A 25,544-nucleotide genomic window follows, 5' to 3' on the forward strand; every position below is an offset into this window, starting at 1 on the left:
TCTTATTTGGCTAAATTAATAGCTCAAATAAAATAATATTAGTTGAATTTTGTTCAAACACAGTCTCAAATTTTATTAATAGATTTTTAAAAATGATTATTTGTGCAATTATTATTTTTTACTACAAATTAGCACTAAAAACAATTGAAAACTAAGCAAAAATTAGCATTGACTTTAATTAACTACTAATCTATACTCAAAAACATTAGATATTAATTAGCAAATAATAATTATTCTAATAATACGGTGACTATATTGTTCATCATAAACTTATTGTTATTTTAGAAAGAGGAAGTCTATGGCGGAAAAAAATAATAATTCCACAATTGAAGATACATACGATGACTACTCTACACAACGTTTCCCTAAAGACAAACGTGATCCGATGTGGAAAGTGTTAATGGTACAAATCGGAGGATTTGTTGCCTTAAGTCAATTCATGCTTGGTGCAGAGCTAGGATACGGAATGACTTTTCATGACGCTGTACTATCCACTATTTTGGGTAGTGTCATCTTACAATTCATTTCATTTGGTTTAGGTTTAGCCGGTCAAAGAGAGGGCCTACCTACCAGTCTTTTGTCAAAATGGGCTGGATTTGGCACAGTTGGCTCAGCTATCGTTGGTTTAACTTTTGCAATTAGTTTAATTGGCTGGTTTGGCATTCAGAACTCTGTATTTGCTCAAGGCGTGGTACAGATAATGAACACAATTACTCACAGTAATATTAATTACCAGCTGGTTGCTACTATTACAGGGTTGCTAGTTACCTTTTCTGTTATTTTCGGCTTCAAGGGGCTAAGTTGGACCACCAACATTTCAATTCCAGCTTTTATTATTGTAATGGGCTTTGCCACTTACAATATGCTTAAAGGCAACAGCCTCAGTCACTTAGTAACAATGGCTGCTCCCGGTGCCGCAATGGGCATGGGCGCTGGGATCACAATGGTTACAGGTAATTTTATCGTTGGCGCAATCATCATGCCTGATATAACCAGACGTACTAAAAACGGTCGCGATGTTTTTTGGGTTTGTGTAATCGGTACGATTGTGGGTGAATTAGGCGTCAATGTCATTGGCGTGTTAATGGCTCACGCGATTGGCTCAAAAGAAATTATGCCTATTATTTACCAATTAACAGGAGCTTTGGGAATTGCTTTAATTGTGTTGTCATCAGTTAAAGTTAATGACATGAATCTTTATTCTGCCAGCTTAAATGTCGTTAACTTTTTTAGGCAAGTTTTTAAAGTGAGTTTGAACAGATCTGTTATGACTGTCATTACCGGTATATTAGGAACAATTCTTTCAGTTATTGGCTTAATTGATAAATTTCAAGGATTTTTGACAGTACTAGGCGTTGTTTTCCCACCAATAGCAGCCATTATGTTTGTTGACTACTGGCTTTTAAAAACCGACCGCAAAAATTTAGACGAAAGTCGGGCTAAAGGAGAGTTGCCCCAAACTTCTGCTAAGTTACCTGTAATGACGGTTATCGCTTGGATAATAGGAATTTTAGTCGGTCAATTCGTTACATGGGGGGTGCAGTCTTTAAATGTTCTTATTAGTTCAGGGCTGGTCTATTACTTAGGTAGTCTTTTAGTTAGAAAAGTTGATCAGCGAATAGTTAAAAATAAAGGGATAGAGGAATAGATTTTGAGTAAAGAAATAGGAATTAAGGATGTAAAACAAATTGCTATTGGAGCTTCTTTGCTGGGCTCAGGTGGTGGAGGCAATCCGTTTATTGGCGAATTGATGGCAATTTCAGCCATTAAAAAACATGGTCCAGTGACTTTGCTTGCACCAGACGAATTTCCGGATGACGAATTATTTGTTTCAGCCTCAAATATTGGGGCTCCAGCAGTTTCAATGGAAAAATTTCCTAATGGAAATGAGTTCGTGAATGCTTTTAAAATTTTTGAGCAATATTATGGCAAAAAAATTTATGGTACCTTTCCGATTGAAGCAGGTGGTATCAATTCGATGATGCCAATCGTTGCAGCCGCCAATATGGACTTGCCGATTGCAGATGCTGACGGAATGGGACGGGCTTTCCCAGAATTACAAATGTCAACTTTTGTTTTAGCAGGACATTCAGTAACTCCTATGGTTTTGTCAGATGAGCGGGGGAATACTTCACTAATTAATACTCCTGATGCTTTCTGGGCTGAGCGTATCGGTCGTAACTTCACGGTGCAAGTGGGTGCTACTTCTTCAAGCGCCAGTGATTCATTAACTGGTAAACAGATACGTGAAGCTGGAGTTTTGAACATCGTTGATTTGAGTCAAAAAATTGGGCAGTTAATTCAACATGCCAATGATTACGACTCCGTTGACAGTGCGTTAAGTGAATTATTGCATTTAACTCATGGTTATAAACTGATGACAGCTAAAATCACGGATATTTCACATGTCACTAAGGGTGGATTTAACTTTGGTGAAATTACTTTGGGTGGTCTTAATGAAAATGAGGGGCAAACTGGTAAGATTTCTTTCCAGAACGAAAATATTATTATGCAGCTTGACGGCAAAATTTTGGCAACCGTTCCCGATTTAATCACTATGGTTGATATTGACACTTTGCTTCCTATTACAAATGAAGAAGTCCGTTATGGTAAACGGATTATGGTTCTGGGCTTGCCAGCCAATGAAAAATGGCGCACCGAAGCCGGCATAAAACTCGTAGGACCGCGGTATTTCAAGTACGATGTTGATTATGTTCCAATTGAAAAACGTTACGCAGAATACAACAATTAATAGGAGGAAAATTAGGTGTATAAATTAGGAATTGATGTCGGTGGTACAAATACTGATGCCGTAATATTGGATGATAAATTAAACGTACTTGTTTCAGCTAAGACCCATACTACCAAAGATATTGAAACTGGTATTAAAAATGCTATTCATAAAGTTGTCAATGGTAAGAATATTGATGTTCAGCAAATAAAACAGGCAATGCTGGGGACAACTCAAGCCACTAATGCAATTGTTGAACGTAAAAATCTCGGTAAAGTAGGTATCCTGCGAATTGGCTATCCCGCAACCGCGTCTGTCTTGCCTTATACAGAATGGCCTGAAGATATTACGCAAATTCTGTCAAACAAATATGCTTTAATACATGGCGGTTATGAGTTTAACGGCGATCCAATTGTGCCTTTTTCAGAAGAAGAAGTGCGTACTAAGCTCACTGAATGGCAAGGTCAAATAGATGGATTAGCCGTAGTTGGAGTTTTCTCATCAATTAACGATGATCAGGAAAAACGTGTCAGTGCAATAGCTCACGAAATCTTAGGCTCTGACTTTCCCGTTTCTATCTCATCTTCAATTGGCTCCATCGGCTTGATCGGACGAGAAAACGCTACTATTTTGAATGCTGCTTTAAACAAAGTTATCAAAAACGTTACTCATGGTTTTTCACACGCATTGGCAGATGAAAAAATTACTAACGCTACTGTTTACTTATGTCAAAATGATGGTACGTTGATGTCATTAGAATATGCTGCTAAGTATCCTATTTTAACAATCGGTAGCGGACCAACTAACAGCATTCGCGGTGCAGCTTATTTATCTAAAATTAAAAATGCTTTAACAGTTGATATTGGCGGGACCACTTCTGATATTGGCGTGTTAACAAACGGCTTCCCCCGTGAATCTTCAAAGGCTGTAACTGTAGGTGGCGTTCGTACTAACTTTAGAATGCCTGACGTATTATCTGTTGGACTTGGTGGTGGTACAATTGTGCGCGTCAGTGATGATGGCTCAGTTACTGTCGGTCCTGATAGCGTAGGTTATGCTATTACCGAAAAGGCCCTCGTTTTTGGCGGTGATACGTTAACAACAACTGATATTGCTGTTCGTCTTGGACTATGTCAAATTGGTGATCCTAAGTTAGTAGAGTCGATTGATGAAGATACTGCACAAAAAGCTATGAGAAAGATAGCTGCTATCTTAGAAGATGGTATTGATCAGATGAAAACAAGTGCCGAAGATGTGGAAGTAGTCTTAGTTGGCGGAGGGTCAATTATTGCACCTGAAACTCTCAAAGGAGTTAAACACATTACAAAAAGTGATTTTGGCGGTGTTGCGAACGCTATTGGTGCTACAATTGCCAGCATTGGTGGTGAATATGAGAAAGTTTACCAATATGCTCATGTTAAACGCTCGGATGCATTATCTGATGTAGAAAAACAGGCAGGGCAGCAAGCAATAATGGCTGGTGCAAAAGCCGATACTATTAAAGTAGTTGAAGTGACCGAGGTGCCACTTGCCTATGCTCCAGGAGAAACAACTAGGGTTAAAGCTAAAGTCATCGGTGAAATTGATAATGCAAAAGAAGCCTAGACTTTATTATTAAAAATTTTTTTATTTTAAGCTGAATGGTTTTTAAAAACCACTCAGCTTTCTTTTTAGCCTAATTTTGCTATTTGCCTATCTTCAATCCCTACTAGAAAGTTTGGTTAAGCAGCTATTTTGTATTAAAATTAAACTAATAAATGAGCGAAAGAAGAATGAACTATGTGGATTTTTGAATTTTAAAATAAATTTTCCCATAACTATTTATTAATATAGAAAGAGAATTAAATGATTGAAAACACTCCACGTAAAAATAAAGCTTTTATTGCCGGGGTTAACTTAAACGATTCTAATTTTGATTATTATATGACTGAACTTGCTAATTTGACTGAAGCTGCCAATATGGAAGTAGTAGGACAAGCACGGCAAAATGCAGAGCATATAGTAGCTGGAACATATTTTGGTCTGGGTAAAATTAATGAAATAAAAGATATGGCACGCGGCTTAAAGGCAAAAGTACTTATCCTTAATGATGAATTGACTCCAGTTCAAATTCGCAATTTAGAAAAATTGACTAAACTACGTGTAATTGACCGCACCGAACTAATTTTAGAAATATTTTCAAAGCGAGCTCGCACTAAACAAGCAAAATTACAAGTGCAGCTGGCACGGTTGCAATATGAACTGCCTCGGTTGCATCCATCTGAAAATAATTTAGACCAGCAAAGAGGAAACGGCGGTTCCACTGGCGGTGGTTTTGCCAACCGGGGTGCGGGCGAATCAAAACTAGAGTTAAACCGAAGAACTATTGGCAAACAAATTGCCATCATCAAGAATGAATTAAAAGAAATTTCCCAGCAGGAAGAAATAAAAGCCAAAAGGCGTAACCAAAATAATATCCCCAAAGTTGCTTTGGTTGGCTATACGAATGCTGGTAAATCAACCACGATGAATGGGCTTTTACAAGAGTTTTCTAAACATAGTGACAAGCAGGTTTTTGTTAAAAATATGCTATTTGCTACGTTAGATACTAATGTCAGGCGGATAGAGTTAGATAACAATTTTAGCTTTATTCTCTCTGATACAGTAGGGTTTATTTCAAAGTTGCCTCATAACTTAGTTGAGTCTTTTAAGGCTACTTTGCAAGAAGTAAGAGATGCCGATTTACTAATAAATGTTGTAGATGCATCTGATCCAAATATGATTCAAATGATCCGCACTACACAAAATGTTCTGAATGAAATTGGCATCAAAAACACCCCTATGATTACTGCTTACAATAAAGCCGATAAGTCAGAAAGAAATTATCCGCAAATTGAGGGCAGCAATATTCTATATTCCGCAACTGATCCTAAGTCGATTACTACTTTAGCCAATCTAATTACAAAAAGAATATTTGTTAATTACAAAAGAACCAGGTTGCTATTGCCACTGTCAGATGGTAAAACACTGTCTTATCTACATGAAAATGCACAAGTAATCAGTGAAAATTTTCAAAACGACGGCATTCATGTGACTGTTCGTTTAGCTCCAGAACAACAGAATAGATTTTCAAATTATATTGTCTAAATTAAAAAACTTCTTACACACTGTAAGAAGTTTTTTGTTTTAACGACACGTACTGCCAAAGTTATGGGAACTTCTCTTCTAAGCAATTACCCTTTTAGCAACACAAGGATAAAAGTAAGAGCTTATTGTTTGCAAAACCACACCCTGCTCCGGTGTCGCAGCACAGACATATTGATTATTGCCGACATAAATACCGACATGGTAAGGCGCGTCAGCCGACCCCCAATATAGCAAATCACCAGGCTGCAATTGATCCATAGGCACTGTTACGCCTACTTTGACCTGATCAGTTGTCACCCGCGGTAAACTAACGCCACCAACTTGGTTATAAACATACTGCACTAAACCGGAACAATCAAAATTGTCCGGTCCATTGCCGCCCCAAACATAGCCTTTGCCGACCTGGCTTTCTGCCAAGTTGACCACCGCTTGCGTCCTTTTAGAAGTATTAGGAGAAGCAGTCTTATTGCTCAAATGCGTAATGGTTGGAGCTGCAGTAGTTTTGTTACTTTTCTTTTTTACAACATTACTAAGCTGAGGTACTACTACTTTTTGTTTTTGGACTTTTTGCTTTGGTACCTTCTTTACTACCTTCTTAGCTTTGACCTTAGCCTTAGATTTTTTAATTTTCTTTTTGGTAGCAGTTTTTCTTACTTGTTCTTGAGCGGTTTTCGTATTAGATTGTTCTTCTAACTCTTTGGTATAGCGCGCTTCAATCCACTCACTATCACCAATCATGTACCATAATTTACCTTTACGATCCACTGCGGTTTTAGCAACATTCCACTTACTTTTATTTTTAGCGCGAAAGTTAATTAACTGTCCACCCTCATAATTAGTCCAGATTTTGACGCTCTTACTTGGTAAGCAATTTATTTCTATTCTTTTAACTGGAGTTTTTAGCGTAGCAGCATCCACAATTTTCTGTGGTGAAGCCACACCAATTCCGGTGAGTGTCAATGCTGCTGCAAGACCCATTTTCCAAAAATTACGCTTCATCAAATTAATTCTCCTTCAGGTAGTATAATGTGATCAAAAATTAGTATTCAATTTTATTTTAACCGCTTCAGATATTTAATCAAGTTACACTAATCAAACTGCAATAAAAAAACACTTAGAAATTTTCTAAGTGTTTTTTCTCAAATCGTATTCTTAGTCAAGAACACGCTTAGCAACTGATGGATAGAAGTATGAACTCAAATTTTCTTTAACAACTCCTTGAGTTGGTGTTGCTGCATGAACATATTGGTTATTGCCAACATAAATTCCCACATGATAAGGGGCGGTCGATGAACCCCAGAATAAGAGGTCTCCCGGCTTCAAGTTCTGCAATGAAACTTTTTTACCTTCCTTAACTTGAGAATAAGTAGTGCGACTCAAATTCATGCCAGCAGCTTTACTATAAACATATTGAGCTAGTCCTGAGCAATCGAATCCTTGAGGACCATTGCCACCCCAAGCGTAAGCTTTACCCACTTCAGCGTTAGCCAAGTCAACAACTTTTTCAGCTTGTTTGACAGATTTTTTCTGAGGAGAAACTGCCTTGATTTTGGTACCAGGCTTAACTGTGTAGCGAGCTTGGATCCATTGATTTTCGCCAATTTGATACCAAGTATTGCCTTTTTGGTCAATAGCGCTGCTCAAAACGGCAACAGTTTTTCCGTGTTTAATCCGCTCGCCAGTAAAGTTAGGATTTTCATAATTATCCCATATATTAATGCCATAACCAGGGACATAATTGATTTTTACTTTTTTCGTAGCCGCTTTAACAGTCGCAGCTGTAGCATTAGAATTAGCTAAGTTGAAAACGCCAAACCCAGTAACTGCTAGAGCTGCTGCAGTAGTAAATTTTACCCAATTACTTTTTACTTTCAAAATCAATATCCTCCCGTCATCACATTAAATGTTTTAGACAATTCAATTCTACTTCTATGTTACAAAATCAATTTTACTCGTAGATTATTACAAGAAGGTTACAATAATAATACTAGTAAGTAAAAAAGCCCTTCCATCGAATTTATATGATAAAGGACCTGATTTAAAATGTTCTTGTTATTTATAGAAGTAAATATGAATTATTGGTCGAACGGGAAAATTATTAAATTTCTACTCTAGAATTCTTTTAGCAGCCGATGGATAAAAGTACGCACTTAATGATTGCTTTAAAACACCTTGACTTGGTGTTGCAGCATGAACAAATTGATTATCGCCAACATAAATTCCAACATGATACGGAGAAACAGAAGAACCCCAGAAAAGTAAATCGCCCTTCTTTAACTTTTTAAGTGAAACTTTTTTGCCTTGAGTTACTTGTGAATAAGTGGTTCTTGGTAAAACTTTATTACCAGCCTTTTTGTAAACATATTGCACCAGACCAGAGCAGTCAAATGAATACGGGCCGGTAGCACCATACACATAACCTTTGCCAACTTGCTTTTTGGCAAGTGTGGCCACAGCTGTCCTTTTTTTAGTTACCGCACTGGCACTGACTTCTTTAGCTGTAGTTGCAGTCACTACAGTAGCGCCAGCAGCACTTGTAAAAAATAAAACTATAGCAGTTATAAGCTTGATTAAGCTCTTTTGGTGTCCGTGTTTCAAAATTAGGCTCTTTTCTAGACAAATTTCTCCGTACTGAGCAAGTCGTATATAAAATTACTCACTCTTTTTATTCGACATTTTCTATCTTAAACATTTAATGTTACACATTCGTGTCAAACGAGCTACAAAATGTTAAGAATTATATTTTGAAACACAAATATTTTTTACAAAGTGTAATTAAATTCCCCTTAGCTATTTTTTTAAGCTATGAACTATTGTTGCAAGTTCGTTTTTGGTTTCATTCCAATCATCATTAACCAGTATGTGCGCGCTTCCTTTTAAAGAATCAGGTAAGGTATTTAGTTCACTGCCACTTAAACGTTCTTTAATTTTATTCGGATCGTCACCCCGTTTAAGCAAACGCTCTGCCAATATTCTTTGGGAACTGGTTGTAATGTATAAAAAGAAAACTTGTTCTCTAATTGCGGCTAAATATGACGCTGCTCCTTTAATATCAACTATAAGCGACACTATATCGTGATGTTCCCAGGCATTGGTCAATGCTTCTTGACTTGAACCATATTGATAAGAACCATATTGGACATGTTCAAAAAAATGTAACTGACTAAAACTCTCCTCGCTTTCAAAATGATATGACTTATTGGGAATTTCACCCGGTCTAATTGGCCTAGTAGTATGTGTCAGTACACGCGGAATAGCAAACTTTTGCGCTAAATATTCTGAAACAGTCGTTTTACCAGCGCCACTAGGACCGGCAATTAAAATTAATTTTTGCAAAACCCGAGCTTCCTTTACTTGAAAACAATTCACTTTTATAATAATATCTTTCTATTATAATGAAACATGGTTGAGAGAGGAAGTAAATAATATTATGAAAAAAGCAGACGTAAAAGCAGATGACATTCTCAGCGCCAAGTCTGAAGAAGAACTAACAAAGCCTTTTTTAGGTAAAGTCGAAAAAATTTACGAAAATTCTGCTCTCCTATCAATTATTGATTTTGATCCTACTGACAAAACTGCAGTTAGCGACCTTAATCATAAAATAGTAGTCAACTTCAAGAATTTAAAGAGTGTTCCTAAAAAGAAAATCAAGGAAATTCAAGCTTTAGCTAAAAGTGATGTTAAGGTAGAAAAAATTGCCAAATCTGATCAAGATGCTGCAAATGATGCCACTAAAAAGGATTAGCAACAAATTTTAATTAAGAAACAGTGAATATGGTTCACTGCTCTTTTTTTTTGTCTTATTTTTGCCTAAAATTAAATCATGAAAATATTTATGATATGGAGACAAAAGTGAAAGAAAAAGCAAGAACCGTTTTATTCTGGTTTATTCTAATCCAGCCATTTTTAGACTTATATTGGTTTTACCATGGCACTTTAGCCAATATTTTACCCTTTACTCTACCAACAATTATTCGTATCCTAGCCGTTTTTACATTAGTTTGTCTTTACTTTAGTGCTAAAAATTCTTGGCAAAGATTATCACGGCAAAAATGGTTGCTGATTTATATAGTGCTATTAATTCTATACTCGGCTTTGCATTTAGTACATGTGCAACACTTTAACAGTGTTAGTCCCAATGGTTATGGTTACACACCAACTGGTGAAATCTTTTACCTCATCAGAATGGTGCTGCCATTAACAGTTCTTTATTTAACTAATGAATTAGGCTTTAAAGAAAAGCAGCTGCAACATGTTATCGAAGGTATTTCTGGACTTTTTTCCGGGACTATCGTCTTATCTAATTTATTCATAATTTCGCTTAAATCCTATGAAACTGGCACCATTAGCGCCAATATTTTTGAATGGTTTTTTAATCCCAATATTGGTTATTCCCATATGGCGTCTAAGGGCTTCTTTAATTTTACCAATATGATTTCAGCAGTACTATTTATGTTGCTGCCGCTGATGCTTTATTACCTTTTTACTTCATTTAATTGGCTTACTGTCCTACTCAATATTGTACAGGCATTAGCAATGATTGAGATTGGTACCAAAGTAGCAGCGATTGGTTTAATTGGCGGAATAATCGTCAGCGTAATTGTTTTTGCCATCCATAAGTTTTTAATCAAGGACGTTGAAAAAGGAGGCAAGGCTTTTCTGGTTGCCGTTATAATTGAAGCAGGCTCTTTAGTTATTTTGCCTTTTGGACCTGCAATTCAAAGATATAACTACGAAATTTATTTAGCCCAGCAATCTGATCATGACCTGACAGATGAAAAGCAGGAATTAGCTGCTGGTTTAAAAAAATATCCTAAAGGAGAAAAAAGAGCGAAATTTCTACGCTCCTTTATTAAGCAAAATTATCAAGAATATGCACTAAATCCAAAATTTGTTTTAAAAAGCTATCCTTATCAATATGATCCTGAATTTTGGCTAAAAATCATTCGTGAACCCGGTCAATCCCGCATGGAAAACCGTCACATTGAAAAAGCCATGCTTAATCAGGTTGTGAAGACAAACAATAATCCTTTAGACAAGTTTTTCGGTATTTCCTATATAAGAGAAAACAATATTTTTAATTTAGAACGTGATTTTGCCGCACAAATATATTCATTAGGCTGGTTGGGTATGCTGCTATTTGTCGGTCCTTACCTTGTGGTATTGCTTTATAGTGCATGTAGGTGGCTCAAATATAAAACTGCACGCACATACCTGGTAAGTTCTTTAATAGTTTCCAGCGGTTTTATCTTATTAGCTGCATTTTCATCTGGCAACGTAGTCGACTTTTTAACTGCCAGCTTTATTTTGGCATTTATCGAAGGCAATCTATTAGTACAAGTCAATAAAAAAGAATAACAAAAAAGCGTAAATGAAACTGGATTGCTGCACAATGGTTTGTTTAAACCAATAGTTGTGCAAACTTTTCCCAAATTCCCAGCAGTTTCATTTACGTTTTTTATTTTTCCTTAATAAAAGAAGCATCAGGTATCCTGATTAAGTAGTACCGTGTGGCATTATGACCGGCATGCATCCCTATTCCATTTTGCCAAACTTTTTTATAAGTAGCCGTATAAATCGCAACATAAGCGCGCTGATATTTACGATCCATTTTAGTTAATTGTTTTTTGTCATAAGGAATTCTGGCAGCATTTAAGTCTAGCGGGCTTTTGCCGTAAGCCACAGTGGCAAAGTCACTAGATACTTTGATTTTTTTGCCTGGTCGATAATATGTAAAGGTCTGTGTGCTAATTTTTTTCTTTTTAGAATTGATTGTTACATAACTTGAATTACCTTCACCAGTATTCATGACGATTGGCTGGTATGTGATATTCGAGGTAATCTTACTGGTATCATCAAGATCGGGGTTATCTAACATGGTTTTACCGAACAGCCAAACAATACCTACTAATAGAATTGCCACTTCTATTAAATCAATTAAAAAATTAGGCCAGCTAAACTGTCTGTGCTTTTTAATAATCATGGTAATACGACGCTTGCGAATATTTTGCACAACAAAAACCAGGTACAAAATAATAACTACCCATAACAAAACTCCAAGTAGATTCCAGCTAATCATGACGGACCCCCTACACTTTTCTCCATTATATTGTAAAAAGCATTCTTTGAATAGTTGAGTTCTTATATAGTTTAACAAATTAAAGATATTGTAACCATCACAGCTACACTAACTAGAGCAAATTATCCTTTTAGTTAGTACCTTTAGTTTTAGCTGCCTTTTTGGTTTTATTTGAACTCGTTTTAGTCGTTGCTCTTTTTTTAGTTACTGTTTTCTTTTTAGCGGCTGGTGCTGGCTTTTGGTATTCACGAACCTGTTTAATTTTTTCCTGCATAACGTCTGTCAACTCAGCAATTACGGTATCTTCTTTTTGCTTAATATCAGTTTCTGTTGCGATTTGATCAATTCTAAAACCCGAAGCATTTAAATATTCCGATTGAGTTTCAAAATAGATGTTAACAGGGTATTCTTTCTGCTCTTCAAAAAAGTTGGCGATCTTTTTATAGTTGGCATAGGGCAAATTAATAATATTGCTTTCTAATGCAAAAGTAAGCGGCCTTTGCCCCGTTACTTCAACAGCTACATGACTTAATGAATTATGTTTAAGAGCGGCCGCAGTTTCTTTAACTAATTTTGCTGCCAATTCATGCACTTTAGCTTTAGACTTACTGATATCAGCATATTTTACAGTTTCTAAATTCTCAATATAATCTTTTTGTTCTATCTTTGTAGTTAAATCTGTTAAGTTAATTTTCAAATTAAAAACCCTTATCTAAACTTATTAATTTTTATCAGTCTTATATACGATACTCAAATTTGCGTTTAAAAACAATTTATTTTATTTCTTTTAAAAATATTTTTTAAAAAACATTTATACTAGTGAAATTTGCTTTAAAATACTAAAAACTTGTTTTTAATACTAAAATCCTACTTCTTGCGCGCTATTCTTACTATTATTAAATAACATTTTGCTCTTCACAAACTTAAAAAAGCTCTTTTTTATATTAATACTTTAAAAACATGGCTTTATCTACTTTACAAGCGTTTTCACATAGAGTAAATTTAACATGTAACTAAAAATTTTTCACTAAATTTTTTAACTGAAAGGTAGACGAATATGTCAGATAAAGTTTACACAGATTATTTCTATAATTCCGAAGATTTTGATAAAAATCACGAAATGGGATACAAGGATCTTCACATTCCTGAAGGTGTTGAAGCTCAACCTTTAATTGTTCCACCAGTATTAGAGCCTGATAAACAAGAAAACAATGATGTTTGGTTCACAATTGATTCCCAGGAAGGTGACTTCCAATTTTTGCCAGGTAAAAAGACTCATACCTGGGGCTACAACTTCCCAGTTCTTGGTAAAACTATGGTTTTGACCAGAGGGCAACACGTTCACGTAACTTTGAAGAACAGCTTGCCAGAATTAACTACATACCACTGGCATGGTATGGAACTTCAAGGTCCTGGTAATGATGGTGCTTGCCACTCACCAGTTTATCCAGGTGAAGAAAAGCATATTGACTTTACTGTTAAGCAACCGGCAGCCTTAACATGGCTTCACGCTCACCCATGTCCATCAACTGCTATGCAAGTTTGGATGGGACTAGCAATGGGCGTCGTCATTACTGACGCCAACGAAGCTAAGTTGCCAATTCCTAAGACTTACGGTAAGGACGAGTTCCCAATTATTTTGCAAGACCGTATTTTCCACGAAGATAACCAATTTGACTACAAGGCAGACTACAACGCAATGGGTATCTTTGGTGACACTCCAATTATCAATGGTGTTGTCCGTCCATACGTTGATGTCACTACTCAAAAAGTACGTTTGCTCTTCTTAGGTGGTTCTAACCGTCGTGAATGGCGTCTGCACTTTAGCGATGACTTGGTAATGACCCAAATCGCCGGTGATGACTCATTCTTGGAGCACCCAGTTAAATTAACTAAAGTCTTAATCGGACCAGGTGAGCGTCAACAAGTAGTTGTTGATTTCAGTAATTACAAAGAAGGCGATGTTGTCAACCTTTACACTGACGACTTCAAGTTGGTTGAGTTTAGAATTCACAGCTATGAAAAAGATGACAGCGTAATTCCTGACACATTGTTCAAACCATACGATCCAGTTGTTAACCCTAACTCACCAGTTCCTCATGTTACTATGGATAACCACAACATGATCAACGGTAAGTTGTTCTCAATGGAAAGAATTGATATGAAGCAGGAATTGATGAATGCTGAATACTGGGACGTAACTAACACTAACGATAAGGTTAACGGCATGTTGCACCCATTCCACACTCATGGTGCCCACTTCCTGGTTGTATCACGTAACGGTAAAGAACCATATCCAAACGAAAGAGGCGTATACAAGGACACTATCGAAGTAGCACCTCAAGAAACGGTTCGCATAAAGGTTTACTTCCAAAACACTGGTGTCTTCATGTACCACTGCCACATTATCGAGCACGAAGATGCCGGTATGATGGCGCAAATTCAAATTGTTGATCCAAAACACCCAGACAAGAAATATCATTTGATGGATATGGAAACTTTGACTAAGGCATTTGCTGAAGAAAGAGGAGTACCTGAAGACGAAGTCTTCTGCCCAGGAATGGACGTTGAAGGTATGGCAGTTAAAGGTGAAGATCATAGTCTTGATGCTTTATCAAGCGCAACTCATCATTAATCCCTACTTTTACTCAATAAAAAATAAAATTTAGCAAAGTCGCTCATTAATTTGAGCGATTTTTTGCTTTTATCAATCAACCTATGTTTAAATAGCTTTATGAAAAAGAACAGATTTTCCTTTAAAGCTATTTTGATTTTATTCTTTGGGGTCTTCTTACTCGGATTAGTTTTTGCCTTCTGTAACTCGTCTGGTTTTAAAGACCGCTATGATTGGTTAACATTAAAGTCTACTCAAAAATTAGACGTACCGTTAGAGAATCAATATCCTGACCTGCCTAATGGCTGTGAAGTTACCTCTTTATCGATGCTTTTGCGTTACTATGGTATTAAAGTTAATAAACTTGACCTCTCAGAAAACATTAAACACGTGTCTTCATACACTGATAATGGCAAGTACCGCGGTAATCCTCATGTGGGTTTTGTTGGTTATATGAGTCAGGCAAATGCAGGCTGGTGTGTTTATAATGAACCTTTAGAACAAGTTGGACTTAAATATACAAACCGCATTAGAAATTTCACTAACCATGACTTTATCCAAGTAATAAAATTAGTCTCTGATGGTCATCCAGTTTTAATCATTACAACGACCAATTTTAACCATGTAGGCGACATGCAAACTTGGCAAACAGCTCAAGGGGAAGTACACGTCACTCCTTCTTCGCATGCTTGTGTCATCACGGGCTTTGATAAAAAAGCACGTATTGTTTACGTAAATGATCCTTTTGGTCATAAAAATAAAGCAATTCCGTGGAAAAACTTGGAAAGAAGTTTTAATCAACAAGGAAAGCAAGCCTTATATTTAGAGTAAAAAAAGAGCAGATTCAATTAAGAATCTGCTCTTTTTAAATCGAGGCCCATTAATAAAATAATAGGTGACTACTTCTGTTCACATCAGGTTGGTCAACCACCAGCACTTCCCGTGCCTGCCACTTAAGACGGGTGTCCTCATACAAATACGCATCTCGCGTTTTTGTCGACTCGCATTAATTATTATACTTATTTGATTTGTTTTTGTAAAATTTTTTTATCCTAAAAAAGATTTCGACACACATACTGGACAAAAGCATGCCCAAAGCTATTGAGCCGGTTACAATTATTACACGCAAAACCGCATCATTAGCGCCCCTAAGATTGCCTGAAGTCAATTCACGTACTGCTTGATAAGCAGGAACTCCCGGTACAAGAGGAACAATCGCGGGAATGTAAAAAACTGTAGCTGGGCATTTTTTCATTCGCGCAAAAACTATGCCTAAAATACCAATAGCAAATGAGCCTAGCAGATTTGACAAAAGGCGGCCCATCGAAGCGCGCATCGCCAACCAGTAAATTATCCAACTGGTGACACCACTGATACCGGCAAGATTAATTACGCGCCGGGGTACATTGATTGTCAAAGCAAATCCCGCGGAAGCTAAATAGGCAAATGCAATATTAATTAATAATTCAATTCCAAATGACATTTTTATGCTCCCAAAAATTTTAAAACAATACCGACGCCGCCACCTAGTGCAAATGCAGTTAAAAGGGCTTCACAAATTTTGACCATACCCGAAAGAATATCACCTTTAAATAAATCCCGTAGTGCATTCGTTAAGGCTAAGCCAGGAACTAGCGGCATTAGCGCTCCCGTTAAAATATGGTCGATGATCATTTGCGGAAAGATATGGACTAACCCTGCCGCTAACACTGTCATAATTACCGCTGCCACCAATTCAGACAAGAATTTAACATTCGTAAATCGTTTAAAATAATAAAAAGAAATAAAACCGGTTGCACCAACTATTGCGGCCGCCGGAAAGTCAATCCAGTCATAATTATTCATAAACATAACCATGAGAGTAGCACTCAAAATTGCTGCCCCAATAGTCTGCAACCAGACAGGAAAAGTAGGAAAACCACCACTGGCTATATTATTAACTTCGCGTTTAACTTCCTGCAAGGTGATTTTTTGTTCAGCAAATGCCCGTGATAAAGAATTAATCCGATCAACCAGCTCAAGATTGATATTGCGTTCATGAACTAATAGAGTTTGACAATAATTGCCGTGATCTAAGCTCATAAAAACACCGGTAGGTACGACAAACACACGTGGGTCAGGCTCACCCGCGCTCTTAGCAATTCGCATCATTGTATCTTCGACCCGGTACATTTCACTGCCGCCCTCAATCATTAATTCTCCAGCGGTTAGGCAGGTATCAAGCAAATCTTGATAAAAGGTCTCACCTCGTTTAGTAGCATCCATCTTGTTACCTCAAATTTTATTCATAGTTTCAATATCAATAGTTTTATCAATCCAATTGCCCTGGAAAAAGTCGCGTTCATGGCTAACGATAATAACTCCTCCTGGGAATTTGACAATCGCTTGTCGCAAGGCATCTTTAGAATCACGGTCCAAATGATTGGTGGGCTCATCTAAAAATAATAAATTAGCAGGTTCAAACTGCATTTTAGCTAATTTTACCTTTTCCTGCTCTCCTCCAGATAATTTTTTTAAGGGACTCATAGCTTGCTGGGCGCTAACTCCCAACCTTGCTAAAGCACCTCTTAATTCCTTAGGCTTGATGCGGTTAAAATTTTCCTGTAAATATTGCAGCGGCGTCATATTATTATTAGGCCAGGTCAAATCCTGCTTAAAATAAGCAATTTTGGCGGTTTCAGATAATTTAAATGTACCAAATATCGGATCAATTTGATCAAGTAAAGTTTTTAACAAAGTCGTCTTACCAATACCATTAAAACCAGTAATAGCAACTTTTTCATTGCCGCCCACTGAAAAGTTAAACGCCTCTTTGACAAGAGCATGATCATAACCGATTACTAAATCTTGTGTCTGCAAAAGTAAATTAGCAGCTGTCGCAACATAAGGAAACGTAAAGTGAGGCTTATGGTTTCCTTTAGGCGGGGTTAACACTTCCATTTTAGCAAGCTGTCTTGCACGCGATTTTGCACTTTTAGAACGGGTACCTGCCTTATTTTTACGGATATATGCCTCGGTTTTAGCAATTTTGCGCTGCTGGTTGCTATAGGCTTTCATGTATGTCTCACGGTTAGCCTCTTTTTGGCGCATTGCCTGCTTAAGCGAGCCAGTATAACGTGTGATTGTCCCCAGATCGATATCAATAATACAATTCGCAATCCTACCTAAAAAATCATAATCATGACTCACAACAATAAAAGCACCAGTGAAGTCATTGAGATAATCAACTAGCCAATCTATATGAGAAACATCTAGGTAATTGGTAGGTTCGTCTAAAAGTAAAACTTCCGGCTTTTGTAATAATAACTTAGCCAGAATAATTTTCGACCTTTGACCACCAGAAAGCTCACTGACATCATGGTCATATCCTAGTTCTGCTAACCCCAATCCAGCAGCAACACGCTCTATTTCAGTGTCTATGCCGTAAAAATCATTTTCTTCCAAGAAAGTCTGTACTTTGCCTGCCTTTTCAAGCAAAGAATCATCACCAGTTACCGCATATTTTTCATATAAAGAATTAAGCTCTTTCTCTTTATGATAAAGTTGTGCAAAAGCTCTGCGTAAAAATTGGCGGATAGTTACACCCTGCTTTAATTTAGCATATTGATCAAGATAGCCAACCGTTACCTTATTTTGCCATTTTACCTGTCCTTCGTCAGGAAGTATTTCGCCAGTTAAAATTTTAATCAAGGTAGATTTACCAACACCGTTTTGACCAGTAACTCCCATGTGATCTTCTTTATTGAGAACAAAACTGCTGTTTTCGTATAATGTCTTGTCTTCAAAGCCCTGTCCCAAATTTTTAACTGTGAGTAAACTCATCCTACATCTCCCTTGGTTTATTTAAAATATCTCACTTGTATTATAGCTAACCTACTATTGCCCTATATGCGCGCAAATTAAAAAAGATGGGCGATTTACCCATCTTTTACTTTCTTTCTTGTTCATATTTCTGCAGAGCATCCAATATTTTAGGCCAATAACGCTTAGGCAAAATTAATTGCAGTTTATTATTGTAAATTGGAAAGTCGCTTGCTTTCATTCCAGTAATATTAGCTAAATCTTCATTAGTTAAATGAAATTCACGTGTAATCCGTTTGATTTCAGCAGAAGCATGTCCCCGAAACCATGAAAGAATAAAGAAAAATAAGGCAAATACGCTTGCAACCAAAATAGAGATTGACAGATTCCAGTGCAACGTGCGTAAGCAAATGAATATTACGGCAATAAACGCAATAAGTGCTGATATTGTCCCATAAGCAATTAAAAACGTCGATTGCTTACGCATGTTTATTTTCCTCCTTCTTTAAGAAATAACTATTGACCAGTAGTATTATTGCCACCAGTATTTCCCGTAGAATTGTTATTTGTTTCATCAGTTACTACTGAATGATAAATTTGATAATTCGTAAACGGATTAGGGTCCTTCCATTTAATATGGTTATTTTGCTCGTTTAGCTTGTTGAGCTTCGTTTCATCATTATCCAATACTTTCTTTTCCAAGTCAAGATTGGCACGTATCTTGTCAGATGCCTTTTGTAATTGCTGAGTAGAGGCAACTTGAATGGAAGAACCATTGATCCAGGCATCGTGACCTTGAATATAACCGCTAGCAATGTTTTCAGAGCAGCCACGGTAAGTGAGCGCTAGAGCCAACATGTCATTGAAAGTCAGGTTTGTTTTGACATACTTAGAAAAAATATTAACTAGTTTACGGTAATTAGCAATTGAGTCAACAGAAATTGCCTTATGAACGACCGCTGTAATGACTTGCCTCTGGCGCATTTGTCTACCATAATCACCTCGAGGATCATCATGACGCATTCTGACATAAGCAACTGCGTGACGCCCGTTTAAATGTTGTTTTCCTTTATGAAAATCGCACCAATCATAAGAAAAACTAAATGGTACTTTAACGTCGACTCCACCAACCGCATTAACCAAGCTCTTTAACGCCTTCATATTAACTTCAACATAATAATGAATTGGTACGCCAATTAAAGCAGAAACTGTTCTCATAGAAGCAGAGCTGCCGCCAACGCCATAAGCTGAATTAACCCGAAACATGTTGTACTTATTTCCCGGATCACCTAAAATGTTAGCAAGGGTATCACGAGGAATAGAAGTCATTGTCGCTTTATTCTTACTAGGATTGGCAGTAGCTAAAATAATAGTGTCCGAATTGCCTTTATCGTGGCGACCCTCTAGTCCCTGATCGACACCAAGAATCAAAACGGAAATCGGCTGCTTGTTGGCAATTCTAGCAGAAGTGGCATAATTGCCACCATTACCATCTATTGCGCTATGTAAAGCAAAATACATATGAGCTACCCAAGCTAAACCAAAGCTGACACATAGAACCAATAAAATACCAACTATTCGGGCACAAACACTACCTTTAAAAACCTTAGACGGTGCTGCTAAAGCAAGATTACGATGAAGATTCAGAGAAGAACGCTTTTTATGATAGTCCTCTCTGCGTTTTGAGTTTGAATTCATTACTCTATTTAATCCCTTTCGTAGTTTTCCATGTTATATTTTTATCACTTTCAAACTTGAATTAAAATAATATCACTTATAATTAATAATATCTTATTTTTTATTCTTTAGTATAATTTACTTAAATAGATCAAAAAAGGAGAATTTATATGACAATTCCTAAAAGAAAAGACGTCCCTGAGAATCTTAAATGGGACTTAACCAGAATATTCAAATCTGATGAAGACTGGGAAGATGAATATACACGTGTTAAAAAAGAAATACCAGCTTTAAGCACTATCAAAGATAATTTTACTACTTCGGGAACCTCTTTATATGACGGGATTACGCAAATATTTGCAGTTACTCGCCACTTGGAAAAAGTTTATACTTATGCCAGTTTGTCCAGTGATGTCGATACCAAAGATGCCCACTATTTAGGTTTAGTTTCTCAAGTACAAGGACTAGGTAATCAATTTGATGCCGCTACCGCTTTTATGGCTCCCGCAATTTTAAGTCTTTCTCCTGAAAAATTAACCGCCTTTAAACGCGAAGAACCAAGACTAGCTGATTACAATCATTTATTGGATCAGATTACCAGAATGCGGCCATATACTTTATCTGCTCAAGAAGAAAAATTAGTTGCCGATGCTGGAGATGCAATGTCTGCTTCTGAAAACACCTATAATGTGCTGACTAATTCGGATATGGAATTTGGTTATACGCAAAATGATGACGGCGAAATGGTGCAATTATCGGAAGGATTATATTCCTTACTAATCCAATCGCAAAACAGAACTATCCGCAAGGAAGCTTTTGACGCCATGTATGCCACATACGGTCAATACCAAAACTCATTGGCGGCCACTCTTTCTGGAGTAGTCAAAAAGCATAACTATTATGCGCGCGTTCATCATTATAAATCAGCCCGCGATTGCGCGATTAACGAAAACAATGTACCGGCAGCTGTTTACGATACCTTAATTGCAGAGGTAAACAAGCATATAGACTTACTACATGAATATGTGGCTCTGCGTAAACAAATTTTAGGTTTAAAAGACCTGCAAATGTGGGACATCTATGTGCCCCTGACAGGCAAACCATCTTTAAGCTATACATTTGACTCAGCCAAAGCGGAAGCGCAAAAAGCGTTGCAACCACTTGGAGCAGATTATTTAAAACAGGTAGACTATATTTTCAATAATCGGGTAATTGATGTCGTTGAATCAAAAAATAAAGTTACAGGGGCTTATTCTGGTGGCTGCTATGATACGGACGCTTACGAACTCCTTAACTGGGAGGATAATATTGATTCTCTGTATACTTTAGTACACGAAACGGGACATTCAGTTCACAGTATGTATACGAGACAAAATCAGCCTTACGTTTATGGTAATTATCCTATATTTGTTGCCGAAATTGCCTCAACTACTAACGAAAACATCCTGACCGAATACTTTTTAGCCCATGTAAAAGATCCTAAAACACGTGCATTCGTTCTTAATTACTACTTAGATTCATTTAAAGGGACTTTATTCAGACAAGCTCAATTCGCCGAATTTGAACAAAAAATACACGAAATGGATGCTCAGGGTGAACCTTTAACTGCTGACCGGCTAAATAAATGCTATGGTGAACTTAACCAGCGCTACTATGGCGATTGCGTTGAACCGGGCGGAGAAATTGCCAAAGAGTGGACCAGAATCCCGCACTTTTACTACAATTTCTATGTCTACCAGTATGCTACAGGTTTTGCTGCAGCTACAGCTTTGGCTAATAACGTTGTTCATGGCACCGAAGAACAAACGACAGCTTACATTAACTTTTTAAAATCTGGTTCAAGTGACTATCCGGTTGAAATCATGAAAAAAGCAGGCGTTGACATGACTCAACCTGAATATTTGGAAGAAGCATTTGCCACTTTTGCCAAGCGCTTAGCTGAATTTAAGGAAATTGTTCAAAATAATTTCAGTTAATACTTGCAACTTTTAACAACAAATAATATAACAAGTATGTAAAATTATAATTTCTTACATCAAAAAACCCACTTCTGACTCATTCAAGAAGCGGGTTTTATTTTTTATTTATATATTTGAATTCCAGAATTCCCATGCCAATTCTTGATAAAGACGGCACCCATCTATATATGCTGCTATTTCAACAAATTCATTTGGTTCATGGTCCGTTGTTCCTGCTGCAGGTCCTAGAATAATAATAGGAAAATCTCCTGCTTGAATATATTCCGAAGCATCTGTCGCACCGGTTCCAGCTGTAAATTGGCTCGGCCGCCCGATTTTCTGTTCCACCACTTGCCGTGCCAGTTTAGCTAATTTACTTCCGGATTGGTCAGGAAGTGGCACTTCAGGAAAGCTGTAGCGGATATTAAGCTGCGCTCCTTGTTCATTGAGATCAGCAACAATACGTTCAAGTTCAGCGTAAATTTGCTGGTTAGGATATAAAGGTGTCGTTCTAATATTGCCTGATAACCACGCTCTGTCAGGCACTGAATTAATTTGACTGCCACCATGAATTTGACTAATTACGTGTGTTAAAGATCCTAAAACGGGATCTTGCTTTTGGTGACTAGACATTATTTGCTGAGCTTCTTGAGCAAAAGAAATAAGAGGCATAATGGCATTTTTACCCTTTTCAGGAGTTGAAGAATGAACGCACACTCCTTGAGAGTAGACATAATAATCAATTACTCCCTTATGTGTAACGCGAACATCAAAGTTCGAGGGCTCGCCAATTACCAGTCCGTCTAAATCAGAGGCGTAACCTTCTTTAACCAGTTGGGCTGCGCCATATTCTCCGGTTTCTTCTCCCACAGAAGCTAACAGTCTAATACGTCCCGGCAAATCCTTACCACTTTCAAGTAAGTCCAGCATTGCCACTACCATCGCTGCCAGACCAGATTTCATATCACTTGCGCCCCGACCATAAATTTTGTCATCTTTAATAGTGGGTGTAAACGGCGGTGTTTGCCAGTTAGACAATTCTCCTGCAGAAACCACATCTTCATGTCCAGAAAAGCCCAGAAGCGGACCATGATCACCAATCGTAATAACCAGATTATCTCTACCAGCAGAATAAGGCACTCTAACAATCTGAACAGAATGCTGTTCAAACAATGAAGTCAGATAGTCAGCAACCACACTCTCATGGTCATTAGCTGAATTTATCGCCATTAAGTCCGTCAGAATTTTAAGTGCACGCGCTTTTTCCATATTTATCTCCTTTTTATGCTTCTAGCACTCTTGCTAAAAAGTCCTGAGCGCGCTGAGTCTGTGGCTGAGTAAAAAATTGTTGGGGAGCAGCTTTTTCTTGAATATACCCATCCGCCATAAACCATACTTCATCTGCCACATTTTTAGCAAAACCCATTTCGTGAGTTACTACTACCATAGTCATCCCTTTTTGTGCCAAATCCTGCATGACTTTAAGTACTTCTCCTACCATTTCCGGATCAAGAGCAGATGTCGGCTCATCAAAAAGCATCACTTCTGGATCCATTGCTAGGGCACGTGCTATAGCAACACGCTGCTGCTGACCTCCTGACAGACTAGCTGGAAAAGCGTCGGCTTTATCTTCCAAGCCTACTTGCCGCAAAAGCTCAAGTCCCTTAGCTTCAGCATCTTTACTGGACATACCTTTTACTTTCATTGGCGCTAGCTTGATATTTTCAATAATACTCATATGTGGGAACAAGTTAAACTGCTGAAACACCATTCCCATTTTTTCACGTAATTGATCAAGTTGATCTTCACTCAGTGCGGTCAATTCCTTATTTTCAAAAATGACTTTGCCGGATGACGGTTGATCTAACAAGTTCAAGCAACGCAAAAAAGTACTTTTCCCTGCACCAGATGGACCAATTAAGCAAATAACCTGCCCCTCGTTGACCTCTGCATTAATATCTTTGAGAACTTTATTATTGCCAAAGTTTTTTTGCAAATGTTCAACTTTTATTACCGGTGATTTATCAGTCATGATTCATTTTCCTTTCAAATACTTTCATTAAGCTGGACAGGCCAAAAGTAATGATGAAATATAAAATCATTGTAATTACCAATGGCATAACCCCGCGGTATGTATCGGCTTGAACTATCCGTGATTGATAAATTAAATCTTTAACACCAATTACCGAAACAATGGAGCTTTCCTTAATCAACGACACAAACTCATTTCCCAGAGCCGGCCAAATATTTTTCATTGCCTGGGGCATTATGACATAGCGCATAGTGGCAGTGCGAGAAAGTCCGAGAGAACGAGAAGCTTCTGTCTGACCAACAGCAATTGAGCTAATTCCCGAACGAATAACTTCTGCCACATAGGCAGCTGAATTAAGGGAAACCGCAATAATACCAGACAGTAAGGCTGGAATATTGATGATTAAGCCTAGTCCAAAATAAATAAATAATAGTTGTACCATCAAAGGCGTCCCGCGGACAAATTCAACGTATGCGGTGGCAACAGACCGTGCTATTTGATTGCGCCCTAGGCGCATAAATGCCAATATTGCCCCTAATAAAAAGCCAAAAAATACTGAAATAGCAGAAATAAACAAGGTATACCCTACACCAGCAATAAAGAAGTCTTTATATGCCCACATGGAGTTAGAAGCCTTGGCCTCTTTTTTGCTTTTGCCTCCAGCTAAATACTTACCTGCCTTAGGTAAATATTTTTGGTTAATTAAATCTTTTTGCTTAATTTCAGCAATTGATTTATTAGCTTGTTTAACTAAACTCTTAGCTCCTTTATGAAAAGCAATTGCGGAGCCAGCAGAATCCACCCTAAAGCCAGACGGAATGACCATAATCCCCGAAGTATTTTTGGCAAAAGCTTCTGCCGTAGCCTTATCCACGGCGACCGCATCGAACTTGTGCGTTTTTAAACCAAGGACTAAATCATTATCTTTATCCATGGTTTTCAACTTAGATTTCTTAGCCTGCTGCTTAATTAAAGTAGCTTGCATACTGCCAGTTTGGGCACCTATTGCCTTACCAGCAAAAGATTTATAATCGTGGTATTTATCCTGATCTTCAGTCCTGATCAACAGGTTTTGACCACTTTTATAATATGCACGGCTAAAATCTACACTTTGTGCTCTTTTGGGTGTTGCGTCCATTCCTGAAATAACCATGTCTACTTTTCCAGTTTCAAGAGCTACTAATAGAGAGTCAAAATCCATTGTCCGCACAACAAGTTTCACGCCCATATCGCGGGCAACTTTTTTGCCGACTTCAATATCCATGCCCACAACTTTAGATTTGCCATTAACGTTTTTGACAAATTCGTAAGGAGGAAAATCGGGACTAGTTCCCATCACCAATTCACCCTTGCGCTTGACATTTCGCAGATAATTATCAGTTCTTGCTTCCTGCTTGTCAGCTGCACTTGTTTTTTGAGGCACTATAGTTAACATTAAAACTGTCACAAGCAGTGCTTCAATCAATCTCCACGCTTTCTTCATATTTTTCCTCCACATTTATTTTTATGATAGCAATTATAAAGAT

General features: G+C 37.4%; 23 protein-coding genes. 9 read left to right on the plus strand and 14 right to left on the minus strand.

Annotated elements, in window-relative coordinates; translation table 11 throughout:
- Positions 1-298: 298 nt before the first annotated feature.
- The 4 genes from DLD54_RS07360 (at position 299) to hflX (ending at position 5,857) form a co-directional block, all read left to right on the plus strand.
- Complete coding sequence (locus DLD54_RS07360) at positions 299-1,648, plus strand: purine-cytosine permease family protein (RefSeq protein ID WP_109918767.1); 1,350 nt, start codon at positions 299-301, stop codon at positions 1,646-1,648.
- 3 nt (positions 1,649-1,651) lie between these two features.
- Entirely contained in the window at positions 1,652-2,752 is a 1,101-nt protein-coding gene (locus DLD54_RS07365) for an S-methyl thiohydantoin desulfurase family protein (RefSeq protein ID WP_046327595.1), read from the plus strand.
- 15 nt (positions 2,753-2,767) lie between these two features.
- A complete protein-coding gene (locus tag DLD54_RS07370; protein ID WP_109918768.1) occupies positions 2,768-4,336 on the plus strand; it encodes a hydantoinase/oxoprolinase family protein in 1,569 nt (522 codons plus the stop codon).
- Positions 4,337-4,576: 240 nt separating this feature from the next.
- Positions 4,577-5,857, plus strand: coding sequence for a GTPase HflX (hflX, locus tag DLD54_RS07375; protein ID WP_046327597.1), 1,281 nt, complete (start codon positions 4,577-4,579; stop codon positions 5,855-5,857).
- A 78-nt stretch (positions 5,858-5,935) separates the two neighbouring features.
- On the opposite strand, the gene DLD54_RS07380 is transcribed toward hflX, so the two are convergent.
- The 4 genes from DLD54_RS07380 to DLD54_RS07395 all read right to left on the minus strand — a co-directional run bounded on the left by DLD54_RS07380 (position 5,936) and on the right by DLD54_RS07395 (position 9,193).
- On the minus strand, positions 5,936-6,856 hold the full coding sequence (locus DLD54_RS07380; protein WP_109918769.1) for a C40 family peptidase: 921 nt from the start codon (positions 6,854-6,856) through the stop codon (positions 5,936-5,938).
- A 153-nt stretch (positions 6,857-7,009) separates the two neighbouring features.
- Positions 7,010-7,732, minus strand: coding sequence for a C40 family peptidase (locus tag DLD54_RS07385; RefSeq protein WP_109918770.1), 723 nt, complete (start codon positions 7,730-7,732; stop codon positions 7,010-7,012).
- A 231-nt stretch (positions 7,733-7,963) separates the two neighbouring features.
- Positions 7,964-8,455: a C40 family peptidase gene (locus DLD54_RS07390; protein WP_109918771.1), complete on the minus strand. Its 492-nt coding sequence runs from the start codon at positions 8,453-8,455 to the stop codon at positions 7,964-7,966.
- Between the two features lie 192 nt (positions 8,456-8,647).
- Positions 8,648-9,193, minus strand: a complete 546-nt coding sequence (locus DLD54_RS07395; RefSeq protein ID WP_109918772.1) for a guanylate kinase — start codon at positions 9,191-9,193, stop codon at positions 8,648-8,650.
- A 94-nt stretch (positions 9,194-9,287) separates the two neighbouring features.
- Here DLD54_RS07395 and DLD54_RS07400 point away from each other — a divergent pair, with 94 nt between their 5' ends.
- Positions 9,288-9,602, plus strand: a complete 315-nt coding sequence (locus DLD54_RS07400; protein WP_109918773.1) for a DUF2187 domain-containing protein — start codon at positions 9,288-9,290, stop codon at positions 9,600-9,602.
- 107 nt (positions 9,603-9,709) lie between these two features.
- Positions 9,710-11,215, plus strand: a complete 1,506-nt coding sequence (locus DLD54_RS07405; RefSeq protein ID WP_109918774.1) for an O-antigen ligase family protein — start codon at positions 9,710-9,712, stop codon at positions 11,213-11,215.
- Between the two features lie 100 nt (positions 11,216-11,315).
- Here the strand turns inward: DLD54_RS07405 and DLD54_RS07410 are convergent, their stop codons facing one another.
- The gene (locus tag DLD54_RS07410) at positions 11,316-11,936 is read right to left on the minus strand and encodes an LVIS_2131 family protein (protein WP_038524142.1); all 621 of its coding nucleotides are present in this window, start codon (positions 11,934-11,936) and stop codon (positions 11,316-11,318) included.
- Positions 11,937-12,066: 130 nt separating this feature from the next.
- Positions 12,067-12,633, minus strand: a complete 567-nt coding sequence (locus tag DLD54_RS07415; protein WP_109918775.1) for a hypothetical protein — start codon at positions 12,631-12,633, stop codon at positions 12,067-12,069.
- 360 nt (positions 12,634-12,993) lie between these two features.
- Here DLD54_RS07415 and DLD54_RS07420 point away from each other — a divergent pair, with 360 nt between their 5' ends.
- Positions 12,994-14,571 (plus strand): multicopper oxidase family protein, encoded by a 1,578-nt coding sequence (locus DLD54_RS07420; protein ID WP_109918776.1) that lies wholly within the window; start codon positions 12,994-12,996, stop codon positions 14,569-14,571.
- A 99-nt stretch (positions 14,572-14,670) separates the two neighbouring features.
- Positions 14,671-15,381, plus strand: a complete 711-nt coding sequence (locus DLD54_RS07425) for a C39 family peptidase (RefSeq protein WP_046327607.1) — start codon at positions 14,671-14,673, stop codon at positions 15,379-15,381.
- A gap of 175 nt (positions 15,382-15,556) precedes the next feature.
- Here the strand turns inward: DLD54_RS07425 and DLD54_RS07430 are convergent, their stop codons facing one another.
- From DLD54_RS07430 to DLD54_RS07450, 5 genes are all read right to left on the minus strand, one after another.
- Complete coding sequence (locus tag DLD54_RS07430; RefSeq protein WP_046327608.1) at positions 15,557-16,033, minus strand: threonine/serine exporter family protein; 477 nt, start codon at positions 16,031-16,033, stop codon at positions 15,557-15,559.
- A 2-nt stretch (positions 16,034-16,035) separates the two neighbouring features.
- Positions 16,036-16,815 (minus strand): threonine/serine exporter family protein, encoded by a 780-nt coding sequence (locus tag DLD54_RS07435; protein WP_046327609.1) that lies wholly within the window; start codon positions 16,813-16,815, stop codon positions 16,036-16,038.
- Positions 16,816-16,824: 9 nt separating this feature from the next.
- On the minus strand, positions 16,825-18,372 hold the full coding sequence (locus DLD54_RS07440; protein ID WP_109918777.1) for an ABC-F family ATP-binding cassette domain-containing protein: 1,548 nt from the start codon (positions 18,370-18,372) through the stop codon (positions 16,825-16,827).
- A 106-nt stretch (positions 18,373-18,478) separates the two neighbouring features.
- Positions 18,479-18,838 (minus strand): hypothetical protein, encoded by a 360-nt coding sequence (locus tag DLD54_RS07445; protein WP_038524162.1) that lies wholly within the window; start codon positions 18,836-18,838, stop codon positions 18,479-18,481.
- Between the two features lie 29 nt (positions 18,839-18,867).
- Entirely contained in the window at positions 18,868-20,049 is a 1,182-nt protein-coding gene (locus DLD54_RS07450; RefSeq protein WP_109918778.1) for an LCP family protein, read from the minus strand.
- A 149-nt stretch (positions 20,050-20,198) separates the two neighbouring features.
- Here DLD54_RS07450 and pepF point away from each other — a divergent pair, with 149 nt between their 5' ends.
- Positions 20,199-22,004 carry an oligoendopeptidase F gene (pepF, locus tag DLD54_RS07455; RefSeq protein ID WP_109918779.1) on the plus strand — a complete coding sequence of 602 codons (1,806 nt, stop codon included), beginning with the start codon at positions 20,199-20,201 and terminating at the stop codon, positions 22,002-22,004.
- 108 nt (positions 22,005-22,112) lie between these two features.
- Here the strand turns inward: pepF and DLD54_RS07460 are convergent, their stop codons facing one another.
- Genes DLD54_RS07460 through DLD54_RS07470 form a run of 3 tightly spaced genes read right to left on the minus strand, consistent with a single transcriptional unit; the run spans position 22,113 to position 25,501 of the window.
- Entirely contained in the window at positions 22,113-23,255 is a 1,143-nt protein-coding gene (locus DLD54_RS07460; RefSeq protein WP_109918780.1) for an ArgE/DapE family deacylase, read from the minus strand.
- Positions 23,256-23,268: 13 nt separating this feature from the next.
- Positions 23,269-24,018: an amino acid ABC transporter ATP-binding protein gene (locus DLD54_RS07465; protein ID WP_038524174.1), complete on the minus strand. Its 750-nt coding sequence runs from the start codon at positions 24,016-24,018 to the stop codon at positions 23,269-23,271.
- Complete coding sequence (locus tag DLD54_RS07470; RefSeq protein ID WP_109918781.1) at positions 24,011-25,501, minus strand: ABC transporter substrate-binding protein/permease; 1,491 nt, start codon at positions 25,499-25,501, stop codon at positions 24,011-24,013. Before DLD54_RS07470 ends, DLD54_RS07465 begins: the two co-directional genes overlap by 8 nt.
- Positions 25,502-25,544 lie beyond the last annotated feature (43 nt).

Source organism: Lactobacillus helsingborgensis (genome assembly GCF_003173695.1).
Lineage (GTDB): Bacteria > Bacillota > Bacilli > Lactobacillales > Lactobacillaceae > Lactobacillus > Lactobacillus helsingborgensis.

Bases quoted from the DNA above. Each gene is read 5' to 3' on its own strand.
- DLD54_RS07445 (WP_038524162.1), bottom strand. From the start codon at position 18,838: ATGCGTAAGCAATCGACGTTTTTAATTGCTTATGGGACAATATCAGCA.
- pepF (WP_109918779.1), top strand. From the start codon at position 20,199: ATGACAATTCCTAAAAGAAAAGACGTCCCTGAGAATCTTAAATGGGAC.
- DLD54_RS07425 (WP_046327607.1), top strand. From the start codon at position 14,671: ATGAAAAAGAACAGATTTTCCTTTAAAGCTATTTTGATTTTATTCTTT.
- DLD54_RS07400 (WP_109918773.1), top strand. From the start codon at position 9,288: ATGAAAAAAGCAGACGTAAAAGCAGATGACATTCTCAGCGCCAAGTCT.
- DLD54_RS07450 (WP_109918778.1), bottom strand. From the start codon at position 20,049: ATGAATTCAAACTCAAAACGCAGAGAGGACTATCATAAAAAGCGTTCT.
- DLD54_RS07440 (WP_109918777.1), bottom strand. From the start codon at position 18,372: ATGAGTTTACTCACAGTTAAAAATTTGGGACAGGGCTTTGAAGACAAG.
- hflX (WP_046327597.1), top strand. From the start codon at position 4,577: ATGATTGAAAACACTCCACGTAAAAATAAAGCTTTTATTGCCGGGGTT.
- DLD54_RS07465 (WP_038524174.1), bottom strand. From the start codon at position 24,018: ATGACTGATAAATCACCGGTAATAAAAGTTGAACATTTGCAAAAAAAC.
- DLD54_RS07435 (WP_046327609.1), bottom strand. From the start codon at position 16,815: ATGGATGCTACTAAACGAGGTGAGACCTTTTATCAAGATTTGCTTGAT.
- DLD54_RS07410 (WP_038524142.1), bottom strand. From the start codon at position 11,936: ATGATTAGCTGGAATCTACTTGGAGTTTTGTTATGGGTAGTTATTATT.
- DLD54_RS07470 (WP_109918781.1), bottom strand. From the start codon at position 25,501: ATGAAGAAAGCGTGGAGATTGATTGAAGCACTGCTTGTGACAGTTTTA.
- DLD54_RS07360 (WP_109918767.1), top strand. From the start codon at position 299: ATGGCGGAAAAAAATAATAATTCCACAATTGAAGATACATACGATGAC.
- DLD54_RS07460 (WP_109918780.1), bottom strand. From the start codon at position 23,255: ATGGAAAAAGCGCGTGCACTTAAAATTCTGACGGACTTAATGGCGATA.
- DLD54_RS07430 (WP_046327608.1), bottom strand. From the start codon at position 16,033: ATGTCATTTGGAATTGAATTATTAATTAATATTGCATTTGCCTATTTA.
- DLD54_RS07380 (WP_109918769.1), bottom strand. From the start codon at position 6,856: ATGAAGCGTAATTTTTGGAAAATGGGTCTTGCAGCAGCATTGACACTC.
- DLD54_RS07420 (WP_109918776.1), top strand. From the start codon at position 12,994: ATGTCAGATAAAGTTTACACAGATTATTTCTATAATTCCGAAGATTTT.